This window comes from Bradyrhizobium sp. UFLA05-125 (assembly GCF_059803515.1).
Window position 1 is genome coordinate 157756 of sequence record NZ_JBANBJ010000009.1, and the last position, 21065, is coordinate 178820.

Genomic DNA, 21065 nt, shown 5'->3' on the forward strand with positions numbered 1-21065 from the left:
GCTGCGCTACTGGCCTGTTTCGAACGATCTTTGCTGTGCAACTAGCCGGCACATCGCGCCTCAGTGCTCCTCGCCCGCTCAGCTTTGGATTGCTCTGCAAAATAGGAGCGATATGGCTGCGGTAAAAAAGACTTCCAGAAGATCGACCTTGAGCGCGGGCGTTCTCGCATACCGCAAGGGCGCTCGTGGGTTCGAGGTACTGCTCGTTCATCCCGGCGGTCCGTTCTGGCGTAAGAAGGATGATGGCGCCTGGTCCATTCCAAAGGGCGAAATCGATGCCAATGATGCTCCGGAAAACGTCGCACGACGCGAGTTTGCCGAAGAACTCGGCCCGAGCGCTTTGATTGGTCCGCTCCAGGCGCTGGGGGAAGTCCGACAGCGAGGAGGAAAGCGCGTCATCGCATTCGCCGGCGAGGGCCACTTTGATCCGGCGGCGTTGATCAGCAATACCTTCGATATCGAATGGCCGCCCCGAAGCGGTCGACGGGAGAGCTTTCCCGAAGTCGACCGCGCCGAATGGTTTGATATCGAGCTTGCGCGGACCAAGATGTTGTCCGCTCAAGTTGAGTTTCTTGATCGCCTTTTGGCGATCGCGGTTGAGAGCGCCGGGAAATGATGTTCAGGATTGGAATCATTTCGGACACGCACGGTCTGTTGAGGCCCGAGGCGGAACGGGGCCTTACGGGCGTCGATCACATCATCCATGCCGGCGACATCGGACGTCCCGAGATCGTCGACGCGCTTCGTCGCATCGCGCCCGTCACGGCCATTCGTGGAAACGTGGACACTGGCGAGTGGGCCCGCGATTACCCCGGCACGAAGCTTGTGCGCCTGGCGGGAAAGTCGATCTACGTTCTGCACGACTTGAAGATGCTGAAGGCCGATCCAGGCGCTGGCATCAACGTCATCGTCTCCGGGCATTCTCACGTGCCGAAGATCGACACGGTCGGTGGCGTTCTCTATCTGAATCCCGGCAGCGCGGGACCCCGGCGCTTCAAGCTGCCGATCACACTTGCGACGCTCGAAGTCACGCCTGACGGCATGCGACCGGAGATCCACGACCTTGGAGGCGACCGAGTCCCACCGCGGAGGGAATAGAGCGTGCACATTATTGCAGATAGTCTTTCTTCAGCCGATTAAGGTCGCCGGCAGCTACTTTGAGCTGGGCCGTGGATGGCGGCGTGTCGTCGTGCGGCCCCGGCGTGACATAGCTGTACGCGGCGGTGAGTTTGCCGCGATGGGCTGGATCGAGGGTTAGCAAGGCAAGCGCTTGCGCGCTGTAGTCGCCATAGTTCTTGCTGTCATAGTCCGTTATGAACGCCATGCTGTCACCCTGCGTCCGCCTGGATTTGACGATCAACTCCTTGCAGAGGCGTTCGATCACGCGGCGCAGACGCGTTGCTCCTTCTTTGCGCTGATCGCTGTCTTGAGAATTGATGAAAGGGCGCGCTTGGGCAAGCATGGTAGCGAGTGCATCATCCTGCCCCCGAATCTCAGTGCCAGCCACGGCGTTTTCGCGGACAATCTGAAATTGCGCTGCGCCACGATGTTCCCAGCGATGGCCAATGTCTTTCCAGCTCTTATGGTCTTGCGTGATAACGATAACCTGCACGCTCGAATCCAAGAGAGCTTCGATTACGGAGGAAGCGAAGTTCGGGCGAAAATCGTCGTCACTCGTGAGGACCGGATCGTCAAGTACGACGAAGCCCGCTCCTCCTTCGATCGCTCGGGCCAGGAACAGCGAGAGGCCCAAGCAATGGAGCTGCGATTGGCTGAACACGGCCACGGCATCGCGAAGCTTGATATCGCTTCGATCATCTTTGGAAGAGAGTGCGACTTTCAAATCGACGGTGCGGCGCGTTTTCGCTCCGCGCCGCTGCACCGCGCTGAAGAATGTCGGCTCGCCAGGACGGAGCCGTTCCCACCACGCCAGCACCTGAGCGCTTAGGTCGGCGAATTTCTCGTCAGCTACCTTGCCGCTGGCCGTGTCGATATCGCGAACGGCTCGTTCGATCGCTTTGACGACCTGTTCATGATGGCGGAGTAGCTCAAGTGCAAGCCAGGCTGCTGATGGCTTGCGGGCCAGCGCAATGAGTTCCTCCCATCCGCGAGTGTTCGTGCTCAGATCGACGGACGCCTTGAGTGTTGCGCTAATGCCGTCGATGGCCAGGCCGTAGCCGCTGGCGGCTGACTCAAAGTCAGCATAGTAATCTCGCAGACGATCCAAGCTTTGCGCGAGAGCAGTATCGCGCCTCCAAGAGAACGGATCGCGCATCGCGTAGCTGATCTCGACCCTGATCGCCTCGATTAAGCGGCGATACCGCATGTACGCGCGGAAAAACACGCGGGTCGCGGCGACCCAACGCGAGGTCCCCTCTTGGTCGGCCGACAACGTCGCGACGCGGGCCACGCGGAAGTCGCGTTTGCGCCGGTCCGCAGCCAAAATACCCATGAACTTTGGCAAAGCGGCTTGGGCGGCGTCATTAAGCGCAACGAGCTTTGCGTCGGCGCCGCGGAGGGAGGCTAGCAACGCCTTCTCTGCACTTTGATAGGATTCGTTCGTGCGGAGCTGAGCATTTAGAAATACGACCCGCTCGGGAGTAACGGCATCGGCGGTACCACAAAGGGGACAGTCTGTCGGTTCGATGCAGTCGTGGACGGCAGGTATCGCAAGAGCGCTTTCGAACAGCGACACGAGACGGCGCGTCTCCTGTGAAATAGCAGCCTGCTCGCGTCGAAAAACGTCGACCGTGCTGGCAAGGTCATCGGCAGGGGCATTCCACGGCGCAAGGGCTTTCCGAGCGAAGAGGTCGATTGGAAACGCTTGCGACCGCCTTGTCTCCAGCTCCGCACTCAGTTGGTGGATGCGTTCAGCCGGCGTTGGCTTAAGGGCGATCCCAATTGAGAAAAGCAGAGCCTCAACCGAGCGAGAAAGTGCCGCTCCGAGCGCCGGCTCAGTCTTGGTGTTTCGCATCGCTTTTGCGTGTGCGGCATGGCCTGGAATCGTGTCGAGAACGGCGAGTGCCTCAAGTTCAGTATTTTGCGGGGGCTTGAGACGGGATGATAGGTTCGCAACCGCAGACCGGAAATCTTCGAGGTCTTGAGTGTCGAGCACCGCCCGAAAATATGCCGCGCGATCGGTGGGGGACGCGGTAAAGACGTACGCCAAGGTGTGTTGCGCGAGCACAGGCGCGCGAAGCGGCGGATGAAGAAGACGAAGCCCTAATGTTCCTTCGACGTCGGATTCGGCGCACCGCACTCCGTCCATCTGGAGCGTACTTGTACAAGCGGTGCTGCCGTCATAGTCGGATGTCAAGGTTCGACGGAGGCGGCGGCTTACTCCATCCGGACACTTGAACGTTGCTTCGACAAAAACCGAAACGGCGGCTGGAAGATGCGCATTTCGCAGGGATTGGGAAAATTCGTCCTTGGCGCTGGCGAGGAGCTCCCGCCTTGCGATGTGCCCTGTCATAAGGAACTCGATCGCTTCGGCTAGGCTCGACTTGCCCTGGCTGTTGCCGCCCCAAAGAGCGGTGACGGTTTCTGGCAGGGTGAAGGATTGCGGACTCGCACCAAATCCGCGGAAGCCCTGAAGGTCGATCCTTTGAATGCGATGTTTCATTTCGTCGTTCGGCTTTTGGTGACGTGCTGATCCACGGCAGAAAGCATTCGTTCCTGAACAGTAGAAGATGGAGCGGTGAGCCAACTATCCAGCAGCGCTATGGCGAGACTGCCGTTCGTCAGGTTCGTGCGCAGCCGATCAAAGTTGGATGGTGCGGGGGCGGGTTGTGAAGATCCAGGGGAAGAAGTTCTGTCAGACATTAATGGGTACTCGCGTGCGTTAGCCCATGTCAGGGAACAACCACAGGGCGAAGGGCCGCAAGCTAAAACTTGGCCGACGGCCATTTCCTCCACAGCCCGGCCATCTAACCTAAAGTAGCGCTCGAAAAATTATTCAATGATTTCAGGGTATTCGCAGATGGCCGTTCTGATAGGCGCCGACTGTTCTTTTTGTCTTCCCCTAGTCCGTCTGCGGGCTTGCATATGGATGTGCTAGAAATTTTGCACAGTCGGCAGGATTACGCTGAACAGGTCAGGTTCTTATGCTTTGCTGAACGCAATCAACGAAGGCTTTGGCATCACGTATGAGTTCGTCGTAAGTGATGATTTCTATCTGGTGCATGCCGCGTTGGAAATGCAGCGCGCTTCGTCTATCCAAGGCATCCTGATCCTCCACTAGTGAGAGTGATGGAGTATGTTGCCGGCCGCGCGCTCGTTAAAAGCAAAGGTCTTGGTCGAAGCGCGCCTGAGCGCATTGAGGTGCGGCACCAGCCCTTCTAGTCTGCGGGGCATTCTGGGCAGGTATCACCGATCGAATTCAGCACGTCGCGAACCTCGGCCGCAGCCGCATCAGGGGAGAAGCCTGCAGGCGGGTCTCCACGGGCGATTTCAAAGGCCCGATCCCGTGCATGCGGATCGGCGCGATCTTGCATCCAACCGTGTTCTTCGCACTCGCGGATGGCGCCGGCTTCCTGGAGCACCTGGATCACCCATCCGCGCAGCGTCCGTGTCGCTGGCCTTCGTTCACGCGTCATCAGCATTGAGAAGCTCCTGATACGACGAATCCTTATTTCCGTCATTTGTTCCCCCCTGCTAACAAAGGCTGGGATTCGCAATGACGAGAGAGCAAGGTTAGGGTGCAATGCGACCGCGAACTGCCCGCGTCTGGTTGCGCGCTTGACGTGAACAGCCGACCGAAGTCCGCATGCGATCCTATGCGGCGGCCGCGACAGTGGAGGAATTGTAAAGAGCTTCCTGATGCTCTAGATTCGAATCTCGTGGACCAACGTTCGCGACGAGCTCGCGGACTGCCTCGTCTTGGCTTTCCTGACCCTTCGTTTAGGCGCGTGCGGCTTCGCCGCACCGGGCTCTCGTGAACCGAGCCGCTTTGCGTCTCGGCCATTCGGCTTCGATCCCTCGCGCAAACACTGCAGAGCTCCTCGCCGGGGGCACTCGGGAAAGGGGCTCGCCTTCGGCGATCGCTATCACTGCCCCGTTCCCGGGTGCCGCTGTTAACCGGTCTCGTCGCTGCACTCGGACCCGCGTGCCCCTTCGGGTCGCTATGCTCACGCTCTCCGGGTGCCATTTCAGTGGGGCGATGCGCCGTTGGCGCACGCCTGATCAGGGCCTGCGGCCCTAAGAGTCAAGGCCACATCCCATGAAGAAATGGGACGTAAGGTGGGGTACTCCGCAGATGGTCGCATTCTCTCACTTGCGCGCGAGCGGCGGGGCATCACGCGTCGTCGTTTCCGCGCAAGAGGCTGAGAGTAAGAGAGCTGAATGGGTCTGCCGTGACGGGTCACAGGCTGCGAGAGAGGCTCGCGGCGCCCGTCGCGGAGACCCGCGATGTCCAGACACATTCCTCGGGCGCGCACCGGTGAAGACCGGGCGAACCTTTATGACGACATCACCAACAAGATCATCGGTGAACTTGAGGCCGGCCGAGTGCCATGGGTGCAGCCTTGGGGCACCGCCGCGAAGGCGTCTTTGGCCATGCCGAAAAGCGCCGCGACCGGCCGTCAATATAGCGGCATCAACGTTCTGATCCTCTGGGGGGCCGCCGCCGAACGCGCATTTACAGGTCAGAGCTGGCTTACCTTCCGCCAGGCGCTGTCGCTTGGCGGTCATGTCCGCAAGGGCGAGCGCGGGACGACCGTGGTCTATGCCGATCGATTTGTACCGGTTGAGGAAAGGCGGCGCGCGAGCGAAACGGGCGACGAAGCGCAGGCCATTTCGTTTCTCAAGCGCTTCACGGTCTTTAACACTGATCAATGCGACGACTTGCCTTTGGAGATCGCAGCGACGGCGTCGCCTCCGCCACCAGGCCTGATCGAGCCAAAGGTCGAATACCTGATCAAGGCGACCCGGATCAACTTCCGCATCGGCGGCAACCGCGCATACTATGCGCCGGCAGAAGACTATGTGCAGGTGCCTCCACCACAGGCCTATTTCGAGCCGATCAACTGGCATCGAACCGCTTTGCATGAGCTGGCGCATGCCAGCGGCCACCCGTCACGTCTCAACCGCGACTTGTCAGGCGCCTACGGTACCAAGAAGTATGCTTTTGAAGAGTTGATCGCGGAGATATCGGCTGCGTTTAGTTGCGCGTCGCTCGGTATCGTACCGACGGTGCGACATGCCGACTACATCGGCTCCTGGCTCGAGGTGCTGCGCGAGGACAATCGCGCGATCGTGCGAGCTGCCTCACAAGCCAGCAAGGTTGCGGATTATCTCCTTGGCTTTCTGCCGGAGTCCGCTGTTGACGTGACGACCGAGAGCGCGGAGCGGGAGGCAGCGTGAAGATCTCGCCAGTCGCTTCGGAAACGAGAGTGAGAGGGGAGATGCGATTTTCGCGACGGGTTGGAGGCCGAGAGAGAGGCTCCCGGCCGCCCGTCGTGGAGAATCGACATGACGAAGGCTGTCCAAAAGATCATCCTGTCGCCCTCGCGGGACATTCCGTTCAACAAGCTGGTGCTCAGCCAGTCGAACGTCCGGCGCGTGAAAGCGGGCGTCTCGATCGAGCAGCTCGCCGAAAGCATCGCCCAGCGGACGCTCCTGCAAAGTCTCAATGTACGGGCGGTCGTGGATGCGGAAGGCAATGAGACCGGCATGTTCGAGGTGCCGGCGGGCGGCCGGCGTTATCGCGCGCTGGAACTTCTCGTCAAGCAGAAGCGCATGGCGAAGACGCAGGCCGTTCCGTGTGTCGTGCGCGAGGGTGGCATCGCGGAAGACGACTCTCTTGCGGAGAACGACGAGCGGGTAGGCCTTCATCCGCTTGATCAGTTCCGGGCTTTCCAGACCTTGAGTGGCGCCGGCATGTCCGAGGAGGATATCGCGGCTCGGCACTTTGTGGCACCGGCCGTCGTTAAGCAACGCCTCCGGCTGGCGTCCGTGTCGCCAAAGCTGCACGACGTCTATGCCGAAGACGGCATGACGCTCGAGCAGCTCATGGCGTTTTCCGTCACCGCGGATCAGGCTCGTCAGGAACAGGTCTGGGAGAATGTCAGCCGCTCGGGCTACGATGAACCCTATCAAATCCGGCGGATGCTGACCGAAAATACCGTGCGGGCGTCCGATCGCCGCGTGCAGTTCATTGGGCTCGATGTTTACCAGCAGGCAGGCGGCGGCGTCTTGCGCGACCTGTTTGAGCACGATGATGGCGGCTGGCTTCAAGACGTCGCTCTGCTCGACCGTCTTGTCACGGAGAAGCTCAAAGCCGAGGCGGAGGCAATTGGCGCGGAGGGATGGAAATGGATCTCAGTCGCCGTTGACTTCCCCTACGGCCACACGACACGCCTGCGCGAGCTGGAAGGCCAACCTGTCGATCTCACCGCCGAGGAACGAGCCACCATCGACGCTCTCAACGCCGAGCAGGCGAAGCTCGAAACCGAATATCCGGAGGATCTGCCCGAAGAGGTCGACCAGCGTCTCGGCGCGATCGAGGCGGCGCTGCTGGCGCTCGAAGACCGGCCCGTGATCTACGATCCGGCCGAGATTGCCCGGGCCGGCGTCTTTGTCAGCATCGATTCCGAAGGACGGCTTTTCGTCGATCGGGGCTATGTCCGACCCGAGGATGAGGCGCCTGCGGCCGATTTCGACGTCGATCCGGGCACTGATGCATCATCGACTGAGGGGCAGGAGGCTGGTGCTTCCGCAACGCGCACGGCGATCTCGGTCGCCGGCGCAACGAGCGAACCGGAGGAAGATGATGAAGACCTGGCAAGGCCCTTGCCGGATCGGCTCATCATCGAACTGACGGCGCACCGTACGCTGGCATTGCGGGATGCGCTGGCGGAGAATCCCGCGATCGCGTTCCAAGCGGTGCTACACAACTTCGTGCTGACGGCCTTTTACCGGTTTGCTTCGTCCGGGAGCTGCCTTGAGATCGGGCTGCGCACGCCAACCTTTCCCGCTCAAGCTCCGGGGCTGAGGGAAAGCGCCTCGGCTAAGGCTGTCGAGGTGCGGCATGAGGCCTGGAAGGCACGGTTGCCGAAGAGCGAGAACGATCTCTGGGATGCGCTGACGGCTCTCGATGGTGGTGCACAGGCATCGCTGTTCGCCCACTGCGCGTCCTTTGCGGTCAACGCCGTCTATGAGCCGACCAATCGTTACAATCAGGGTCGCGTCTCAGCCCACGGCGTCCGCACGCGTCTCGACCAGGCCAACGTGCTGGCGCTCGCTGCCGGACTCGACATGGTGCAGGCCGGCTGGAGACCGACCGTCGACAACTATCTCGGCCGAGTCACCAAGCCTCGCATTCTGGAGGTAGTGCGGGAAGCCAAGGGCGAGTCGTCGGCCCAACTGATCGACCATCTGAAGAAGGCCGACATGGCCAAGGAGGCCGAGCGTCTCCTGGACGGCTCGGGCTGGTTGCCAGAACCGCTGCGTCTCGTCGATTCCAGCTCGTCTTCGGCGGAGCCGGAAGGTGAAGCGGGCCCATTGCCAGAATTCCTCGCTGAAGAGGAGGATCCCGAGAACGGCAGCGACGAGGATCGGCAACAGCTCGATGCGGCCGAGTGACAGCATAACGGGTGGCTCCGGCTGTCCTGCGCTTGCTGGGGGACCGGTGCACAGCGCCGGTCACCGTTCTTATGGCCGAGCCTGAGAGGGAGAGTCTGGCCGGGAAGGGTTTGAATCGCCGTGGTCTTGAGGAGAGCGCCGGGCGGTTTGACCCGTTCCTGCTCTCCGAAAGAAATCCCCATGACCGAATCTCTCGCTGGCGGCGCTGCCGCCGCGCCGCTCTCGATGCGTGCCGCTGCAACTATCACCTCCGCTACGGTCAGGGCCGCGCGACAGCTCTTAACCGACCTCGAACGCGGCCGGCGCATCGATGCCGCGGTCCTGCGTGGCGCCATGGAGGCTGCCTTCGGCGCCTCGGACGCGGCTGGTGCCTGGAATTGGAAGACCGCCTATGACGCCTGCGAGGCGGCAACCGTTCTATTCCTTCGCAAGTTCGGTCCGGCCATCCGGACCAAGGCTGGCTCAACTGCCGCGATGCTGCCGATGCTCGCGAAAATCGCGAGCTGTCTGCCGACCCATACGCGGCGTTCCGAGGACAGCCAGGCGCTTCAACAATTCTCGACGCCGATCCCGCTGGGGCTGGCCGCATGTACCGCAGCCGGCATCACGTCGGCCGACCGGGTTCTGGAGCCCTCCGCGGGGACTGGCTTGCTCGCGATCTTTGCCGAGCTCGCTGGCGGCACGCTGGTGTTGAACGAGTTGGCCGAGGCTCGTGCAGCCTTGCTCGACCAACTGTTCGTCAACGCCGGAGTCACGCGGCTCGACGCAGCGCAGATCAACGATCACCTCGATGCAAGTGTCGCACCGAGCGTGGTCCTGATGAACCCGCCGTTCTCGGCGCTGGCGAATGTTGATCGACGAATGGCGGACGCGGCGCTTCGGCACATTGCTTCGGCCTTAGCGCGCCTTTGCGACGGTGGGCGTCTGGTCGCCATCACCGGTGCAAGCTTCGGGGCGGACAGTCCGGCATGGCGAGATGCCTTCGTTCGCCTTCAGGAACGCGGGCGTGTTGTTTTCTCTGCCGCGGTCGACGGTGCCGTTTACGCGAAACACGGAACTCAAACCGAGACAAGGCTGCTTGTGATCGACAAGCAGCCCGCGGCGGACCCGAACGTCTTGCCGGCCTCGCTCGGCATGGCGGACGATGTCGCTACCTTGCTCGACTGGGTGACCCAGCATGTGCCTCCGAGGCTGACTGTTGCTGCCCCAGTCGTGATCGATGTCGCCAGTCGCCCTGCGGTGTCACGATCCCTTGGCGCCTCTGCACCATGCCCGACCTCTACTTCGGGCGGCGCCGCGCCAGAAGGCGTCGAACTTTCATACGAGACGGTCGAGTGGTCGCCACCGGAAGGCGCCCGGCTCACCGATGCGCTCTATGAGGAATATGGATTGCAGTCGATCCGTATTGCCGGCGCGCACGCGCATCCGACCAAGCTCGTGCAGTCGGCTGCAATGGCATCCGTAGCGCCGCCAAGACCTTCCTATCGGCCGCATCTGCCAGCGAGTCTCGTGGCAAATGGCATCCTGTCGGACGCACAGCTTGAGAGCGTGATCTATGCTGGCGAAGCGCATTCCGAATCTCTCGCGGGCTCATGGACGGTCGATGCGACCTTCGATGTTGTGGCCGCCGCGAGCGATGACGCGGAAAACGCCGTCCGGTTTCGCCGCGGCTGTTTCTTGGGCGATGGCACCGGCGCGGGCAAGGGGCGGCAGGTCGCGGGTATCCTGATCGACAATTGGCTCAAGGGCCGCCGGCGCGCGGTCTGGATCAGCAAATCCGACAAGCTGATCGAGGACGCGCAGCGCGACTGGTCCGCGCTCGGCATGGAGCGGCTGCTGGTGACGCCGCTGTCACGTTTCAGGCAGGGCACGCCGATCCGCCTCTCGGAGGGCATCCTATTTACCACCTACGCTACGCTGCGCACCGATGAGCGCGGCGAAAAGCTTTCGCGCGTGCGGCAGATCGTCGAATGGTTGGGCTCGGACTTCGACGGAGTGATCGTCTTCGACGAGAGCCACGCGATGCAGAATGCGGTCGGGGGCAAGGGCGAGCGCGGCGATCAAGCGGCCTCTCAGCAGGGGCGCGCGGGCCTGCGGCTCCAGCACGCCCTACCGAATGCACGCGTGGTCTATGTGTCGGCAACCGGCGCCACCACGGTGCACAATCTTGCTTATGCTCAGCGGCTGGGATTGTGGGGCGGTGATGATTTCCCGTTCGCCACCAGGGCAGAATTCGTCGAGGCGATCGAGGAGGGCGGGGTCGCGGCGATGGAGGTGCTGGCGCGCGACCTCAAGGCGCTCGGTCTCTACGCCGCCCGCTCACTGTCCTACGATGGGGTTGAGTACGAGCTCGTCGAGCATCAACTCTCGCCGGAGCAGGTTCGCATCTACGACGCCTTTGCCGATGCGTTCAGCATCATCCATAACAATCTCGATGCGGCGATGCGAGCCGCTAATATCACCGGCGAGACCGGAACGCTGAACGGGCAGGCGAAATCCGCGGCACGATCCGCCTTCGAAAGCGCGAAGCAGCGCTTCTTCGGGCACCTATTGACCTCGATGAAGACGCCGTCGCTGATCCGCTCGATCGAGCGCGATCTCGTCGCCGGCCACGCCGCCGTCATCCAGATCGTCTCGACAGGCGAGGCGCTGATGGAGCGCCGGCTGGCCGATATCCCGACCGAGGAGTGGGGCGACGTCCGCGTCGACATCACTCCGCGTGAGTACGTGCTCGACTATCTCGCCCATTCCTTCCCGGTCCAACTCTACGAGCCCTTCACCGACCAGGAGGGCAATCTCTGCTCCCGGCCTGTCTATCGTGACGGCCAACCGCTCGAGAGTCGGGAAGCCGTCGCCCGCCGCGACCGCTTGATCGAGAAGCTCGCCTCGCTCCCTCCGGTACCTGGCGCGCTGGATCAGGTCGTCCAGCGCTTCGGTACCGACATGGTCGCGGAAGTGACCGGCCGCTCGCGCCGCATCGTGCGCAAGGGCGACCGGCTAATGGTCGAAAATCGAGTCGGTTCGGCCAACCTCGCCGAGACCTCAGCCTTCATGGATGACACCAAGCGTATTCTCGTGTTCTCCGACGCCGGCGGCACCGGTAGGAGCTACCATGCCGAGCTATCGGCCCGGAATCGCCGCTTGCGGGTCCACTATCTGCTCGAGCCCGGCTGGAAGGCGGATGCTGCGATCCAAGGCCTCGGGCGGACCAACCGGACCAACCAGGCGCAGCCGCCGCTGTTTCGTCCCATCGCGACCGACGTGAAGGCTGAAAAGCGCTTTCTCAGCACGATTGCCCGCCGGCTCGACACGTTGGGAGCCATCACGCGTGGCCAGCGCCAGACCGGAGGGCAAGGCCTGTTCCGCCCCGAGGACAATCTCGAAAGCCAGTACGGCCGTGATGCGTTGCGTCAGCTCTACACGCTGCTGGTGCGCGGCAAGGTCGACGGCTGCTCGCTCGCGAGGTTCGAGGATTCGACCGGCCTGAAGCTGACCGATACCAACGGGCTCAGGGACGAATTGCCGCCGATCACGACCTTCCTGAATAGGTTATTGGCGCTCACCATCGAGCTACAGAACATCCTGTTCACCGCGTTCGAGCAGCTCTTGACCGCTCGGATCGAGGGCGCCGTCGCATCGGGCACCTATGACGTCGGACTGGAAACGCTCCGTGCCGAGAGCTTTGTCGTCACCGACCGGCGGACGATTTATGCGCATCAGAGCACTGGCGCTGAGACCCGGCTTCTCACGATTACCGAGCGCCTGCGCAACCATCCTGTGGGTCTGGATGACGCTCTTGCTCGTTTTTCCGATCGTCATCCCGTCCTGATGATGAATGAGCGCTCGGGACGAGCCGCCGTGCAGGTCCCAGCTCCGAGCTTCATGCTCGACGATGGTCAGATCGAGCGGCGCGTCCGCCTGATCCGGCCGATGGAGCAGCACAGCGTCTCCCTCGACATAATGGCGGAAAGCCATTGGATCGAAGCGGATCGCGACCGCTTTGCCGCCGCCTGGCTGACGGAGCTCGCCGAGGTGCCCGAGTTCACGGAAAGCACGATCCATGTCGTGGCGGGCTTGCTGCTGCCGATTTGGAAGCGGCTGCCGAACGAGTCGACCCGGGTCTATCGGCTTCAGACCGATGCGGGCGAACGCATCATCGGCCGCAAGGTCTCGGCCTCCTGGGTCGCGAACGTCCCTGCGGCTGACGCGCCGGCGCTGACGCCGGACGCTGCCTTTGCCGCGCTGATGGAGGGAAAGACCGTCCTCGATCTTGCCGAGGACCTACAGCTTCGCCGTGTCCGCGTGATGGGCGCATACCGCATCGAACTGTCGGGATTCAAGGACACGATGCGCGATCGACTCCGGGCTTATGGGCTCTTTGGCGAGATCATCTCCTGGAAGCTGCGCATGTTCGTGCCCACGGACACAGGCGGCGTCGGGGTCCTGACAAAGGTGCTCGACACCTATCCGGTCGCGCGCATCAGTGAGCGGGAGGCTGCGTGATGCCCCGCGAGCCTTGCGAACTGGCACGCCGCCTCGCGCGCGAGGCCGGTGTGCCGACACTATCTCTCCAATGGAAAGCGAAAAGGGCGTTACTGGCTAGTCGGCGACGTCCACAACACGCCGGGCCGCTCGCTGTTCGTGCGGCTCCTGGACTCACCGAACGGGCCTGCCGGCAAATGGACTGATGCCGCAACTGGCGAGCATGGCGATCTCTTCGACATCATCCGCGAAAGTCTTTGCTCGCGCGACTTCCGCGAGGTTGCCGAAGAGGCGAGGCGCTTTCTGAAGCTGCCTCGTCTCGGGCAGCAAATGGCTACGAAACCCATTCGCCCGCTAGCACCAACCGGATCGCAGGAAGCCGCCCGTCGGCTCTTTGCGATGTCCGGCCCGATTGGGGGGACCATGGTCGAGACATACTTGCAGCGTCGCGGAATAGCCCACATCCACCATGGCGGCAGCCTACGCTTCCACCCACGCTGCTATTATCGGCCGGACGAGCAATTGCCGACCGAGACTTGGCCGGCGATGATCGCTTGCGTCACGGATCTCGATGGCAGGGTCACCGGCGTACACCGCACCTGGCTCGACCCGGACGGCTTTGACCGCATTCGGCTTGGCAAGGCTCCGATCGATACACCGCGGCGCGCCATGGGTGACCTCCTTGGCAATGCGGTTCGCTTCGACGTGGCGAACGACGTCCTAGCTGCCGGCGAGGGCATCGAAACCATGCTCTCGCTGCGCTGCGTGCTTCCGACCATGCCGATGGCATCAGCACTTTCCGCCAATCACCTCTCGGCGATGCTGCTGCCGTCAAGCCTGCGTCGGCTCTACATCGCCCGTGACGCCGACGCCGCTGGCGATGCGGTGCACGCCGTTCTGACCCAGCGCGCAGCAGACGCCGGCATTGAAGCGATCGCACTGTCGCCCCGGCTAGGCGACTTCAACGAAGATCTGCACGTTTTCGGTATCGAGGCCTTAAGAGCTGCTTTGCGCATTCAGCTCGTACCGGAGGATGTCGCGCGTTTCCTGGATGCGTCAACGGTGGCCGCGGAATAAGCCTCTGTTCGTTCGATTGATCGTGAAAGCTCGGTCATTCACAAGGCAAATGCCGATAGAGGACGCGACCACGGCCTTCTAGAGGGCGATCGGACGGCAAGCGGCCCGGGCCGGCAATGGCTGCGCCCGGCTATTTTCCGCCGCGCGCCAGCGGTGCGAATACACTTCACCATCTGAACGGCGCGCTTTGCATCGCGAAGCAAAATAGCCGGCCTTCGCCATCCTCCGCTGCCGCTTCGGCCCTCCGCTCCGCTCCGGGTTCTGGCCCGCTCCGCCCGCCGCCTGAGTGATCGCCACGAAGGCCGCGATGGGCGCGGCCGATCTGGCAAAGGACCTCCTCCCATGACCGATCATGACGACATCGAACTGACGCATGCTTCATCCCCAACCGACCACGTCCTCACCGAATTGCAGCTCTTCGGCTACCGTCCCTTCGCCGACGAGCCCGATCCTAGGCCGCTTCCCGAGGGCAAGATGATCGCAGGCGCCGTTGCCGATATCTTCGACGCTCTGGTTGCGACATTGACCGACACGAGGCTCGAGCCGGACCTTGACGATTTGCTATGGTCGACCGTCAACCTGTTCCATCGTGCCGTCGACCGCGTCGGTCGCCAGCTCGATGATAACGAACAGGCGCAGCAGAAGAGACAGCGCGAGCAGGACGGCTCTGAGGTGCGATCGGTCGAACTCGAGCGCGTGACGGCGGAAGGCATCACACTGATCGAGCGCCGCAACTGCCTGGAGCTCTTTCGCGACCAGGCCATCGAGCGCTTTGAGACACGCACCGGCTCGTTCTGGCGTCCCCGATCGGGATCACTGGTGAATCATCGTACGCTGACCGCAGCGATGATCGACTCCCGCGACTTCATCGCGGCCAAACGTCGTGCCGAGACCGAAGTCATGTTGCCGCCGGGACCGAAGATCGCACTCACCGGCGGGCTCGACTTCAACGACCACCACCTCATCTGGGATCGCCTCGACAAGGTTCATGCCAAGCATCCTGACATGGTCCTGCTCCACGGCGGCTCGCCGAAAGGCGCGGAACTGATCGCCTCCAAATGGGCGGCCACCCGCAAGGTGCCTCAGATCGCCTTTAAGCCCGATTGGAGCAAGCACGCCAAGGCGGCACCGTTCAAGCGCAACGACACTATGCTCGAACCCCTGCCGATAGGCGTCATGCACTTCCCGGGTACGGGAATCCAGGACAACCTCGCCGACAAGGCGAAACGGCTCGGCATCCCGGTTTGGAGGTTCGGCGGCGCGTAAGCGCGGTCGTTCTCGCCTCGACAACGACCAAGGTGGAGTTGCACGCCGCAACTCCGCCTCGTTTCGAAAATATGTCCAAAGTTGCGCCGTGGTGGTGGTGGAAGGCGCAACCGTTACATCTATGCACATGGAGCCACCACCATGCTTGCCCTTGGGCTTCTCCTCAATACCGTCGGTATCGGTTTGTTCTGCTGGCTGATCTTTGCGCTGGCGGTCTATGCCCTGCCGTTTTTCGTCGCACTGAGTATCGGGATGATGGCGTTCCGCGGTGGCGCCGGCGTCATCGCCGCACTGCTTGTCGGAATGGCCTCTGGCGCGCTCACGCTTGCCGTCGCTCAGGTCGCTGTCGCCGTCAGTCGGTCTTTGATCTTGCGCATCGCGATCGGAACTGCGTTCGCCGTTCCCGCCGCCGTCGCGGGCTATCATGTGATGTTCGCCATATCGCAGATCAGCGTGCTTACGCCGGCTTGGCGTGAGATCTTGGCGTGCCTGGGCGCGGTTTGCATCGGCGGCACGGCGTGGACGCGCTTGACCGTGTTTGCGGAGACCCGCCCGTTCCAGCCGACTGGCGTGGTGGACAATCCGTCTCAACCAATCCTCACCGCCGCTACGCGCGAGGGATAACCATTCACCGCGTTGCTCGTCGAACAAATTCGCGTAGATCGGCGCGTTGAACGAGGGATGATCGGGACCTGAGCGGGAAGGGGCAGTCGTCCTCGGAGTGCCTCGAACAAGCCGCGGCCATTTCGGCTCGACCCACATTGCTGCGTGGGGCGGCGTTCCCGATCCTGATTATTCCATCGGAGACGAGACCGCCCTTTGCAGCAGATTGTTTCTCTTTCTGCTTCGAACCGTTGCGATCACTTGTTCAGCACAACCGAGATACGCCACGTCTTCTCCCGAGATTGCGGTTCAGCACGCGGACGCACGTGGCCTCGTTGATGGCTTGATCTGGCCGAAGACCGGCTTCGCCTCGATCGTCTGAGCCGCAACGCCGTTGATGCGACTTTCTTCCCCTGGGCTTACGCCCATTCCTCGCGAGGCAAGAAAGTCGCAACAACGGCGTCCTCCGCTGCGCTGCGGCCCGCGAGCGGGTGCGTCGCCGATCGTCCTCGGCCTTTAGATCGCCATCGAGGCCGCGGTGGTCGCGGGCTCGAAACACAACAGGAGAAGTGACATGGCTAACATCGGTTCATTCAAGAAGATCGGCAACGATTTCCAGGGCGAGATCGTTACGCTGAGCCTGCAAGCCAAGGGCGTCCGCATCGTGGCCGAGACCAACCGATCCAACGAGAACGCGCCCAGCCACCGCATCTACGTGGGTCGGGCGGAAATCGGGGCAGCCTGGTCGAAACGCTCCGAGGAGGGCCGCGATTACCTCTCGCTCAAGCTCGACGACCCCTCCTTCAACGCGCCGATCTACGCGAACCTGTTCGACGACGAAGGTGGCGAGGGCTACACCCTGCTCTGGTCACGGCCGCGCAAGAACGGCGAGTAGAGCGCCCGCTCAGCCCTGCCCGGACCATCCGGGCGGGGTTTTTGCTTCCGAGGTTGCAAAGCAAGATCAAAGTGCCCCGAGTTGTCGCCAAAGCCGAGCCCGTGCCGGCCAGTAGTGCACTTCTGTCCCAGCGCAAGCGGCTGACGATTCTTCGCTTGGCTATGGCGAACTAAATGCGCGGCGCAGGCTTACTTTTCGGCAGGGGACGAATTCCGTCCCTTTTTGCTGTCCGGAGTGGGGCGCGTTAGTAGATCCGATGCTTCAACTCCGAGAACCCGCGCAAGGCGGTCCACCACATCTACGCCGGCGGAATAGCGGCACCTTTCGATCGAGCTGACATAAGTGCGATCGATTTTTGCGCGATGCGCCAGCTCTTCCTGCGACAAGCCTTTTGCCTGCCGAAGCTTCCGCACATTCAGCGCCAAAACCTCTCGAACTTTCATATCCGAGAGGGCAGCGTCTTGAAGAGTATTTCTCCACGGAGTATTCTCTACAAAAGGCGATCAAACTGCCTCGACGTCGCTACTCGAAAAATATTTCATCTCTGGTATGCATAAAACCTGTAGACCAATAGGCGTCGCGATACGACAATGCTTGTCGGGATTCGCTGGGTCGAAGCTTCTGGGACGATAGGAGTTTCATACTTTGCCGCCGCGTAGTCCAGTAGTTGCGGATTTGGCCCCTGACGAGCCGACGCTGACGTCCTACGACAACGAACATGCTGTCACGTATATGCGTCTCCTCGACGCCGATGCGGAAAACGCCGACTGGCGCGAGGTCGCGCGGATCGTCCTTCATCTTGATGCCACGCTCGAGCCGGATCGCGCCCTGCGCAGTTTCGAGAGTCATCTGGCACGTGCAAAGTGGGCCGCGCGCCACGGCTATCGTCACTTGCTGCAGAAGGGGCCGAAAGACGAAAGATGAAGTTCGTTTGAAGCAAACGTGATTTCTTGATGACGCTCGATAAAGAACGCAAATTGATCCATTGAGCAAACCTATCGATGCAACCTTAAATAGTCGTATTTGTCGTGCTGCAGTTCCCGGCGCTCATGAAGTGGGGAATGAGTTACGATGTCAGCCTTCGACTGGAGATCAGAGTCTGCCTATGACAGTGTCTATGGGGCAGAGACAATGGATATTGCATGGGAGTGGCTTCGCCGCGATGGCGAGTACCAGAAGGCCTTTGGGGGCTTGACCAGCACCCAACGGTTGAGCGCGGTGAGCGCCGATTTCCGTCAACAATGGGGGTTATCTTTTCGCAGCTGACCCGCAGAAGCCTTTCGATCAGCAATCAATCTTCTGGTCACCCGAGGCGCTGTCCACCGTGCTGAAACTCCGCACGGTGCTCTCGCCTTCCGATTCCAGGCGGTATGATCTCGACCAGAAGATGCTGGGCCTTGGTGAGCTTCGTCAAGCGGCAGACGGATGGCACGCCATCCTGCCGCTGGGAGGGACGAGTCACCGCCTATGGCTGCAAGACTTGCCGGCGCTCGGTTCATCCATCGCTGTCGAGCTGCAACTCGATTCCGATTTCGACACGCGATCGCAGGCGGCACTTCGACTTTGGTTGGCACTCGAACGGCGCCCGGCCGGGCCATCTCTTCTTGCGCTTTCCGTGCAGCGACGACGGCGGCTGATCCTCGCCATGCGCGCACTGGACGGGTGGCAGGAAGGACGTAGCTATCGCGACATCGCAACCGGCTTGTTCGGGCGGCAGCGTGTTCCCGAGCGCGGCTGGAAGACCCACGACTTGCGCAACCGCACCATACGCCTGGTTCAAACAGGGGTGTCGATGATGCGCGGCGGCTATCGCGCGCTGCTGCGTCGAGCAAAGCGAAGTCGGTAGATCATCTCCCGAAGCGTCCCATCCGCGACGGGGTATCGGAAATCGACCCCCTCATCTTCGGCATCCCCCTGCACAGGCATACTCCGCGATCATGACCGCTGACGCGCAGCAGAACTCGCTCGCGCGCCAGACGATCACGGAGCCCTTCAAATGTCCGATCCGACCGCCGGCTTGCCGCCACGATACTTGCGCACGCCCGAGGCTGCACGCTTTCTGGGCCTGTCCGGTCGCACGTTGGAAAAGCATCGCACCTACGGCACCGGCCCAACCTATCGCAAGCTCGGCGGTCGCGTCGTTTATGCGGTCGATGACTTGAAGGCCTGGGTTGATCGCGGCGCCAAGACCTCGACCAGCGATCCAGGTGCGGGTGGTGTGTTGCCCGCCAAGCGTCAAGCGCCCATTCCCTATGCGGGCAAAGAGCGGCGCTGAGCGATGTCCGATAACAAATCCTCTGCTCACCGCCGTCACTCCGAGCGCGATCAACTCGACCTGTTTCGCGCGCTTCCCGGCGATCTCGCGCCGCGTGACGCTCAAGACTTGATGGCCTATCCGTTCTTCTCGTTGGCGAAGTCCAAGCGGATCGTGCCGATCGACTTCAACGCGGGAACGATCTCGATTCGTGTCGAAGCCGTGCCGGAACACGGCTTGGCGACCATCTGGGATGCGGACGTCCTGATTTGGGCCGCTTCGCAGATCGTGCAAGCCCGTGACTGCGGCTTGAAGACATCCCGGCTGATGGCCGCTACGCCCTACGAGATCCTGACTTTCGTCGGCCGTGGCACCAGCGTTCGCGACTACGACCGCCTAAAGGCTGCGCTCGACCGGTTGCAGTCGACCACCGTGATGACGTCGATCCGCCAGCCGACCGAACGCCGGCGGCACCGCTTCTCCTGGATCAATGAATGGAAAGAGACGGCCGACATGCACGGCCATCCCCGCGGGCTGGAGCTCATTCTGCCCGACTGGTTCTACACCGGTATCTTGAATGAAGCCCTCGTACTTACCATCGATCGCGCGTATTTCGATCTCACGGGCGGGCTGGAGCGGTGGCTTTATCGCCTGGTGCGCAAGCACGGTGGCCGCCAGAAAGGTGGCTGGAGCTTCGATTTCGTGCATCTCCATGCGAAGTCCGGCAGCTTGTCACCGCTCAAACACTTTGCATACGACCTGCGCCAGATCGTCCGTCGTCAAACGCTGCCAGGTTACCAACTTGTCATCACATGCGATCCAACCGGCACCGAGCGACTGAAGTTTGTACCGGCTCTCATCGATCCCTTTGCAGGAATGCCGCGTGAACGTGACGTCCGCGAGCAGGGGGATAAGCCGTGAATCAACTCGTGCTATCGGGGACCAAGACTCTCGTGCCATCGGGGACCGGATCCTCGTGCTATCAGGGACCAAAATCCTGGCCAACACCTTGCTGCGCAGGGACTTCCCACTCTCTTAACTTCCCTAACTTGGAATCCTTCGGATTGCTTCTAACGGACCCGAGCGCCCCGTGCGTCGGTGTACAAGGCGTCCCGAACCGGCGCCGGGCATTGCGCGCCGGCTCCCCAAATCGCGGACTTGAGCGGCTTGCCTGGAGTCGGATCACGTGCAGGTCCGCCATTCTGCAGCGTTGCCTTCCACGAGCGTTTGGGCGGTTTGCGGGAGAGATAACGAGGTGCTTTCCGCACCGACTGAGGCCAATGCGGTTCATCCATGTATCGAATGCATGTGCGATCCCCCACGCATACCGCATTCCTTCTTGGCGACACGGAGCTGCAACATGAGCGACTTCACGACCGTCGAACTCATGTGGGTCGAAAGGCGCATCGAGAACCGGATCCGGTTCGGCCATCCGGTACGCGAACGGATCATTGACCGTCATCGCCGTGTCCTCTCGTTCGCACCCGGTAGCATGTTCGCGTTCGTCCGTTGGACCTCCAACGACTTCGGCACGGTGCTATCACGCGTCGATATTTTGCGCGCGGCGGAGCCTGCTCGACGCTACTCGACCGTCCCTTGGATCAGTCCCGGCGGCGAGAGCCTGCTGCGATTATCTGGCTGGCCGAAGGTCGAGCGCGTTTTGCAGCTCGTTGACGCCGTCGAGGCGATCGGAATCGATCCCGCTGACGCAGCCCCGGACTATTGGCATCACGTACACAATCGTCTGTCCGTCAACGAGATGCCGAGAGGCTACACGCGGGCCCGCCACCAGGCGTGGCTGCATCGGCGGAGGGTAGGGTCATGACCAGCCGAATTCGCACCATGGCTATGACTTTCGGAGCTCTAACCCTTGTGCTCGCGTCGATTGACGAAACTCCTCCATCCTAC

The 21065-nt window shown here is 61.8% G+C and carries 17 protein-coding genes and 1 pseudogene; 15 read left to right on the forward strand and 3 right to left on the reverse strand.

Annotated elements, in window-relative coordinates:
• Window positions 1-112 precede the first annotated feature (112 nt).
• Both SO156_RS12380 and SO156_RS12385 read left to right on the forward strand, forming a co-directional pair.
• A complete protein-coding gene (locus SO156_RS12380; RefSeq protein WP_498534958.1) occupies window positions 113-616 on the forward strand; it encodes an NUDIX hydrolase in 504 nt (167 codons plus the stop codon).
• Window positions 613-1098 (forward strand): metallophosphoesterase family protein, encoded by a 486-nt coding sequence (locus SO156_RS12385; protein ID WP_498534959.1) that lies wholly within the window; start codon window positions 613-615, stop codon window positions 1096-1098. Before SO156_RS12380 ends, SO156_RS12385 begins: the two co-directional genes overlap by 4 nt.
• A gap of 10 nt (window positions 1099-1108) precedes the next feature.
• On the opposite strand, the gene SO156_RS12390 is transcribed toward SO156_RS12385, so the two are convergent.
• Complete coding sequence (locus SO156_RS12390) at window positions 1109-3622, reverse strand: AAA family ATPase (RefSeq protein WP_498534960.1); 2514 nt, start codon at window positions 3620-3622, stop codon at window positions 1109-1111.
• A 715-nt stretch (window positions 3623-4337) separates the two neighbouring features.
• Window positions 4338-4601, reverse strand: coding sequence for a hypothetical protein (locus tag SO156_RS12395; RefSeq protein ID WP_498534961.1), 264 nt, complete (start codon window positions 4599-4601; stop codon window positions 4338-4340).
• 805 nt (window positions 4602-5406) lie between these two features.
• On the opposite strand from SO156_RS12395, the gene SO156_RS12400 reads away from it, so the two are divergent.
• The 7 genes and pseudogenes from SO156_RS12400 to SO156_RS12430 all read left to right on the forward strand — a co-directional run bounded on the left by SO156_RS12400 (window position 5407) and on the right by SO156_RS12430 (window position 16903).
• Window positions 5407-6360 (forward strand): ArdC family protein, encoded by a 954-nt coding sequence (locus SO156_RS12400; RefSeq protein ID WP_498534962.1) that lies wholly within the window; start codon window positions 5407-5409, stop codon window positions 6358-6360.
• Between the two features lie 108 nt (window positions 6361-6468).
• Window positions 6469-8580, forward strand: coding sequence for a ParB/RepB/Spo0J family partition protein (locus tag SO156_RS12405; RefSeq protein ID WP_498534963.1), 2112 nt, complete (start codon window positions 6469-6471; stop codon window positions 8578-8580).
• A 180-nt stretch (window positions 8581-8760) separates the two neighbouring features.
• Entirely contained in the window at window positions 8761-13083 is a 4323-nt protein-coding gene (locus SO156_RS12410) for a strawberry notch-like NTP hydrolase domain-containing protein (protein ID WP_498534964.1), read from the forward strand.
• Window positions 13083-14139 (forward strand): annotated as a pseudogene (locus SO156_RS12415) (DUF7146 domain-containing protein). Before SO156_RS12410 ends, SO156_RS12415 begins: the two are co-directional and overlap by 1 nt.
• Before the next feature lie 342 nt (window positions 14140-14481).
• Window positions 14482-15405: a DUF2493 domain-containing protein gene (locus tag SO156_RS12420; RefSeq protein ID WP_498534965.1), complete on the forward strand. Its 924-nt coding sequence runs from the start codon at window positions 14482-14484 to the stop codon at window positions 15403-15405.
• 141 nt (window positions 15406-15546) lie between these two features.
• A complete protein-coding gene (locus tag SO156_RS12425; RefSeq protein WP_498534966.1) occupies window positions 15547-16029 on the forward strand; it encodes a hypothetical protein in 483 nt (160 codons plus the stop codon).
• Between the two features lie 553 nt (window positions 16030-16582).
• A complete protein-coding gene (locus tag SO156_RS12430; protein ID WP_183233711.1) occupies window positions 16583-16903 on the forward strand; it encodes a DUF736 domain-containing protein in 321 nt (106 codons plus the stop codon).
• A 188-nt stretch (window positions 16904-17091) separates the two neighbouring features.
• Here SO156_RS12430 and SO156_RS12435 read toward each other — a convergent pair whose 3' ends face one another.
• Entirely contained in the window at window positions 17092-17346 is a 255-nt protein-coding gene (locus SO156_RS12435) for a helix-turn-helix domain-containing protein (protein WP_498534967.1), read from the reverse strand.
• Window positions 17347-17578: 232 nt separating this feature from the next.
• Here SO156_RS12435 and SO156_RS12440 point away from each other — a divergent pair, with 232 nt between their 5' ends.
• The 6 genes from SO156_RS12440 (at window position 17579) to SO156_RS12465 (ending at window position 20982) form a co-directional block, all read left to right on the forward strand.
• Window positions 17579-17827 carry a DNA -binding domain-containing protein gene (locus SO156_RS12440; protein ID WP_498534968.1) on the forward strand — a complete coding sequence of 83 codons (249 nt, stop codon included), beginning with the start codon at window positions 17579-17581 and terminating at the stop codon, window positions 17825-17827.
• Window positions 17828-17974: 147 nt separating this feature from the next.
• Complete coding sequence (locus tag SO156_RS12445) at window positions 17975-18169, forward strand: transcriptional regulator domain-containing protein (RefSeq protein WP_498534969.1); 195 nt, start codon at window positions 17975-17977, stop codon at window positions 18167-18169.
• A 58-nt stretch (window positions 18170-18227) separates the two neighbouring features.
• Complete coding sequence (locus SO156_RS12450) at window positions 18228-18749, forward strand: DUF2285 domain-containing protein (RefSeq protein ID WP_498534970.1); 522 nt, start codon at window positions 18228-18230, stop codon at window positions 18747-18749.
• A 150-nt stretch (window positions 18750-18899) separates the two neighbouring features.
• On the forward strand, window positions 18900-19178 hold the full coding sequence (locus SO156_RS12455; protein WP_498534971.1) for a helix-turn-helix transcriptional regulator: 279 nt from the start codon (window positions 18900-18902) through the stop codon (window positions 19176-19178).
• Between the two features lie 3 nt (window positions 19179-19181).
• Window positions 19182-20078: a replication initiator protein A gene (locus SO156_RS12460; protein WP_498534972.1), complete on the forward strand. Its 897-nt coding sequence runs from the start codon at window positions 19182-19184 to the stop codon at window positions 20076-20078.
• 439 nt (window positions 20079-20517) lie between these two features.
• Window positions 20518-20982, forward strand: coding sequence for a DUF2840 domain-containing protein (locus tag SO156_RS12465; protein ID WP_498534973.1), 465 nt, complete (start codon window positions 20518-20520; stop codon window positions 20980-20982).
• Window positions 20983-21065 lie beyond the last annotated feature (83 nt).

Coding starts and splice junctions, on each gene's coding strand:
- SO156_RS12465 (WP_498534973.1), top strand. CDS start 20,518: ATGAGCGACTTCACGACCGTCGAACTCATGTGGGTCGAAAGGCGCATC.
- SO156_RS12445 (WP_498534969.1), top strand. CDS start 17,975: ATGTCAGCCTTCGACTGGAGATCAGAGTCTGCCTATGACAGTGTCTAT.
- SO156_RS12430 (WP_183233711.1), top strand. CDS start 16,583: ATGGCTAACATCGGTTCATTCAAGAAGATCGGCAACGATTTCCAGGGC.
- SO156_RS12390 (WP_498534960.1), bottom strand. CDS start 3,622: ATGAAACATCGCATTCAAAGGATCGACCTTCAGGGCTTCCGCGGATTT.
- SO156_RS12410 (WP_498534964.1), top strand. CDS start 8,761: ATGACCGAATCTCTCGCTGGCGGCGCTGCCGCCGCGCCGCTCTCGATG.
- SO156_RS12395 (WP_498534961.1), bottom strand. CDS start 4,601: ATGCTGATGACGCGTGAACGAAGGCCAGCGACACGGACGCTGCGCGGA.
- SO156_RS12425 (WP_498534966.1), top strand. CDS start 15,547: ATGCTTGCCCTTGGGCTTCTCCTCAATACCGTCGGTATCGGTTTGTTC.
- SO156_RS12385 (WP_498534959.1), top strand. CDS start 613: ATGATGTTCAGGATTGGAATCATTTCGGACACGCACGGTCTGTTGAGG.
- SO156_RS12455 (WP_498534971.1), top strand. CDS start 18,900: ATGTCCGATCCGACCGCCGGCTTGCCGCCACGATACTTGCGCACGCCC.
- SO156_RS12435 (WP_498534967.1), bottom strand. CDS start 17,346: ATGAAAGTTCGAGAGGTTTTGGCGCTGAATGTGCGGAAGCTTCGGCAG.
- SO156_RS12420 (WP_498534965.1), top strand. CDS start 14,482: ATGACCGATCATGACGACATCGAACTGACGCATGCTTCATCCCCAACC.
- SO156_RS12380 (WP_498534958.1), top strand. CDS start 113: ATGGCTGCGGTAAAAAAGACTTCCAGAAGATCGACCTTGAGCGCGGGC.
- SO156_RS12400 (WP_498534962.1), top strand. CDS start 5,407: ATGTCCAGACACATTCCTCGGGCGCGCACCGGTGAAGACCGGGCGAAC.
- SO156_RS12405 (WP_498534963.1), top strand. CDS start 6,469: ATGACGAAGGCTGTCCAAAAGATCATCCTGTCGCCCTCGCGGGACATT.
- SO156_RS12460 (WP_498534972.1), top strand. CDS start 19,182: ATGTCCGATAACAAATCCTCTGCTCACCGCCGTCACTCCGAGCGCGAT.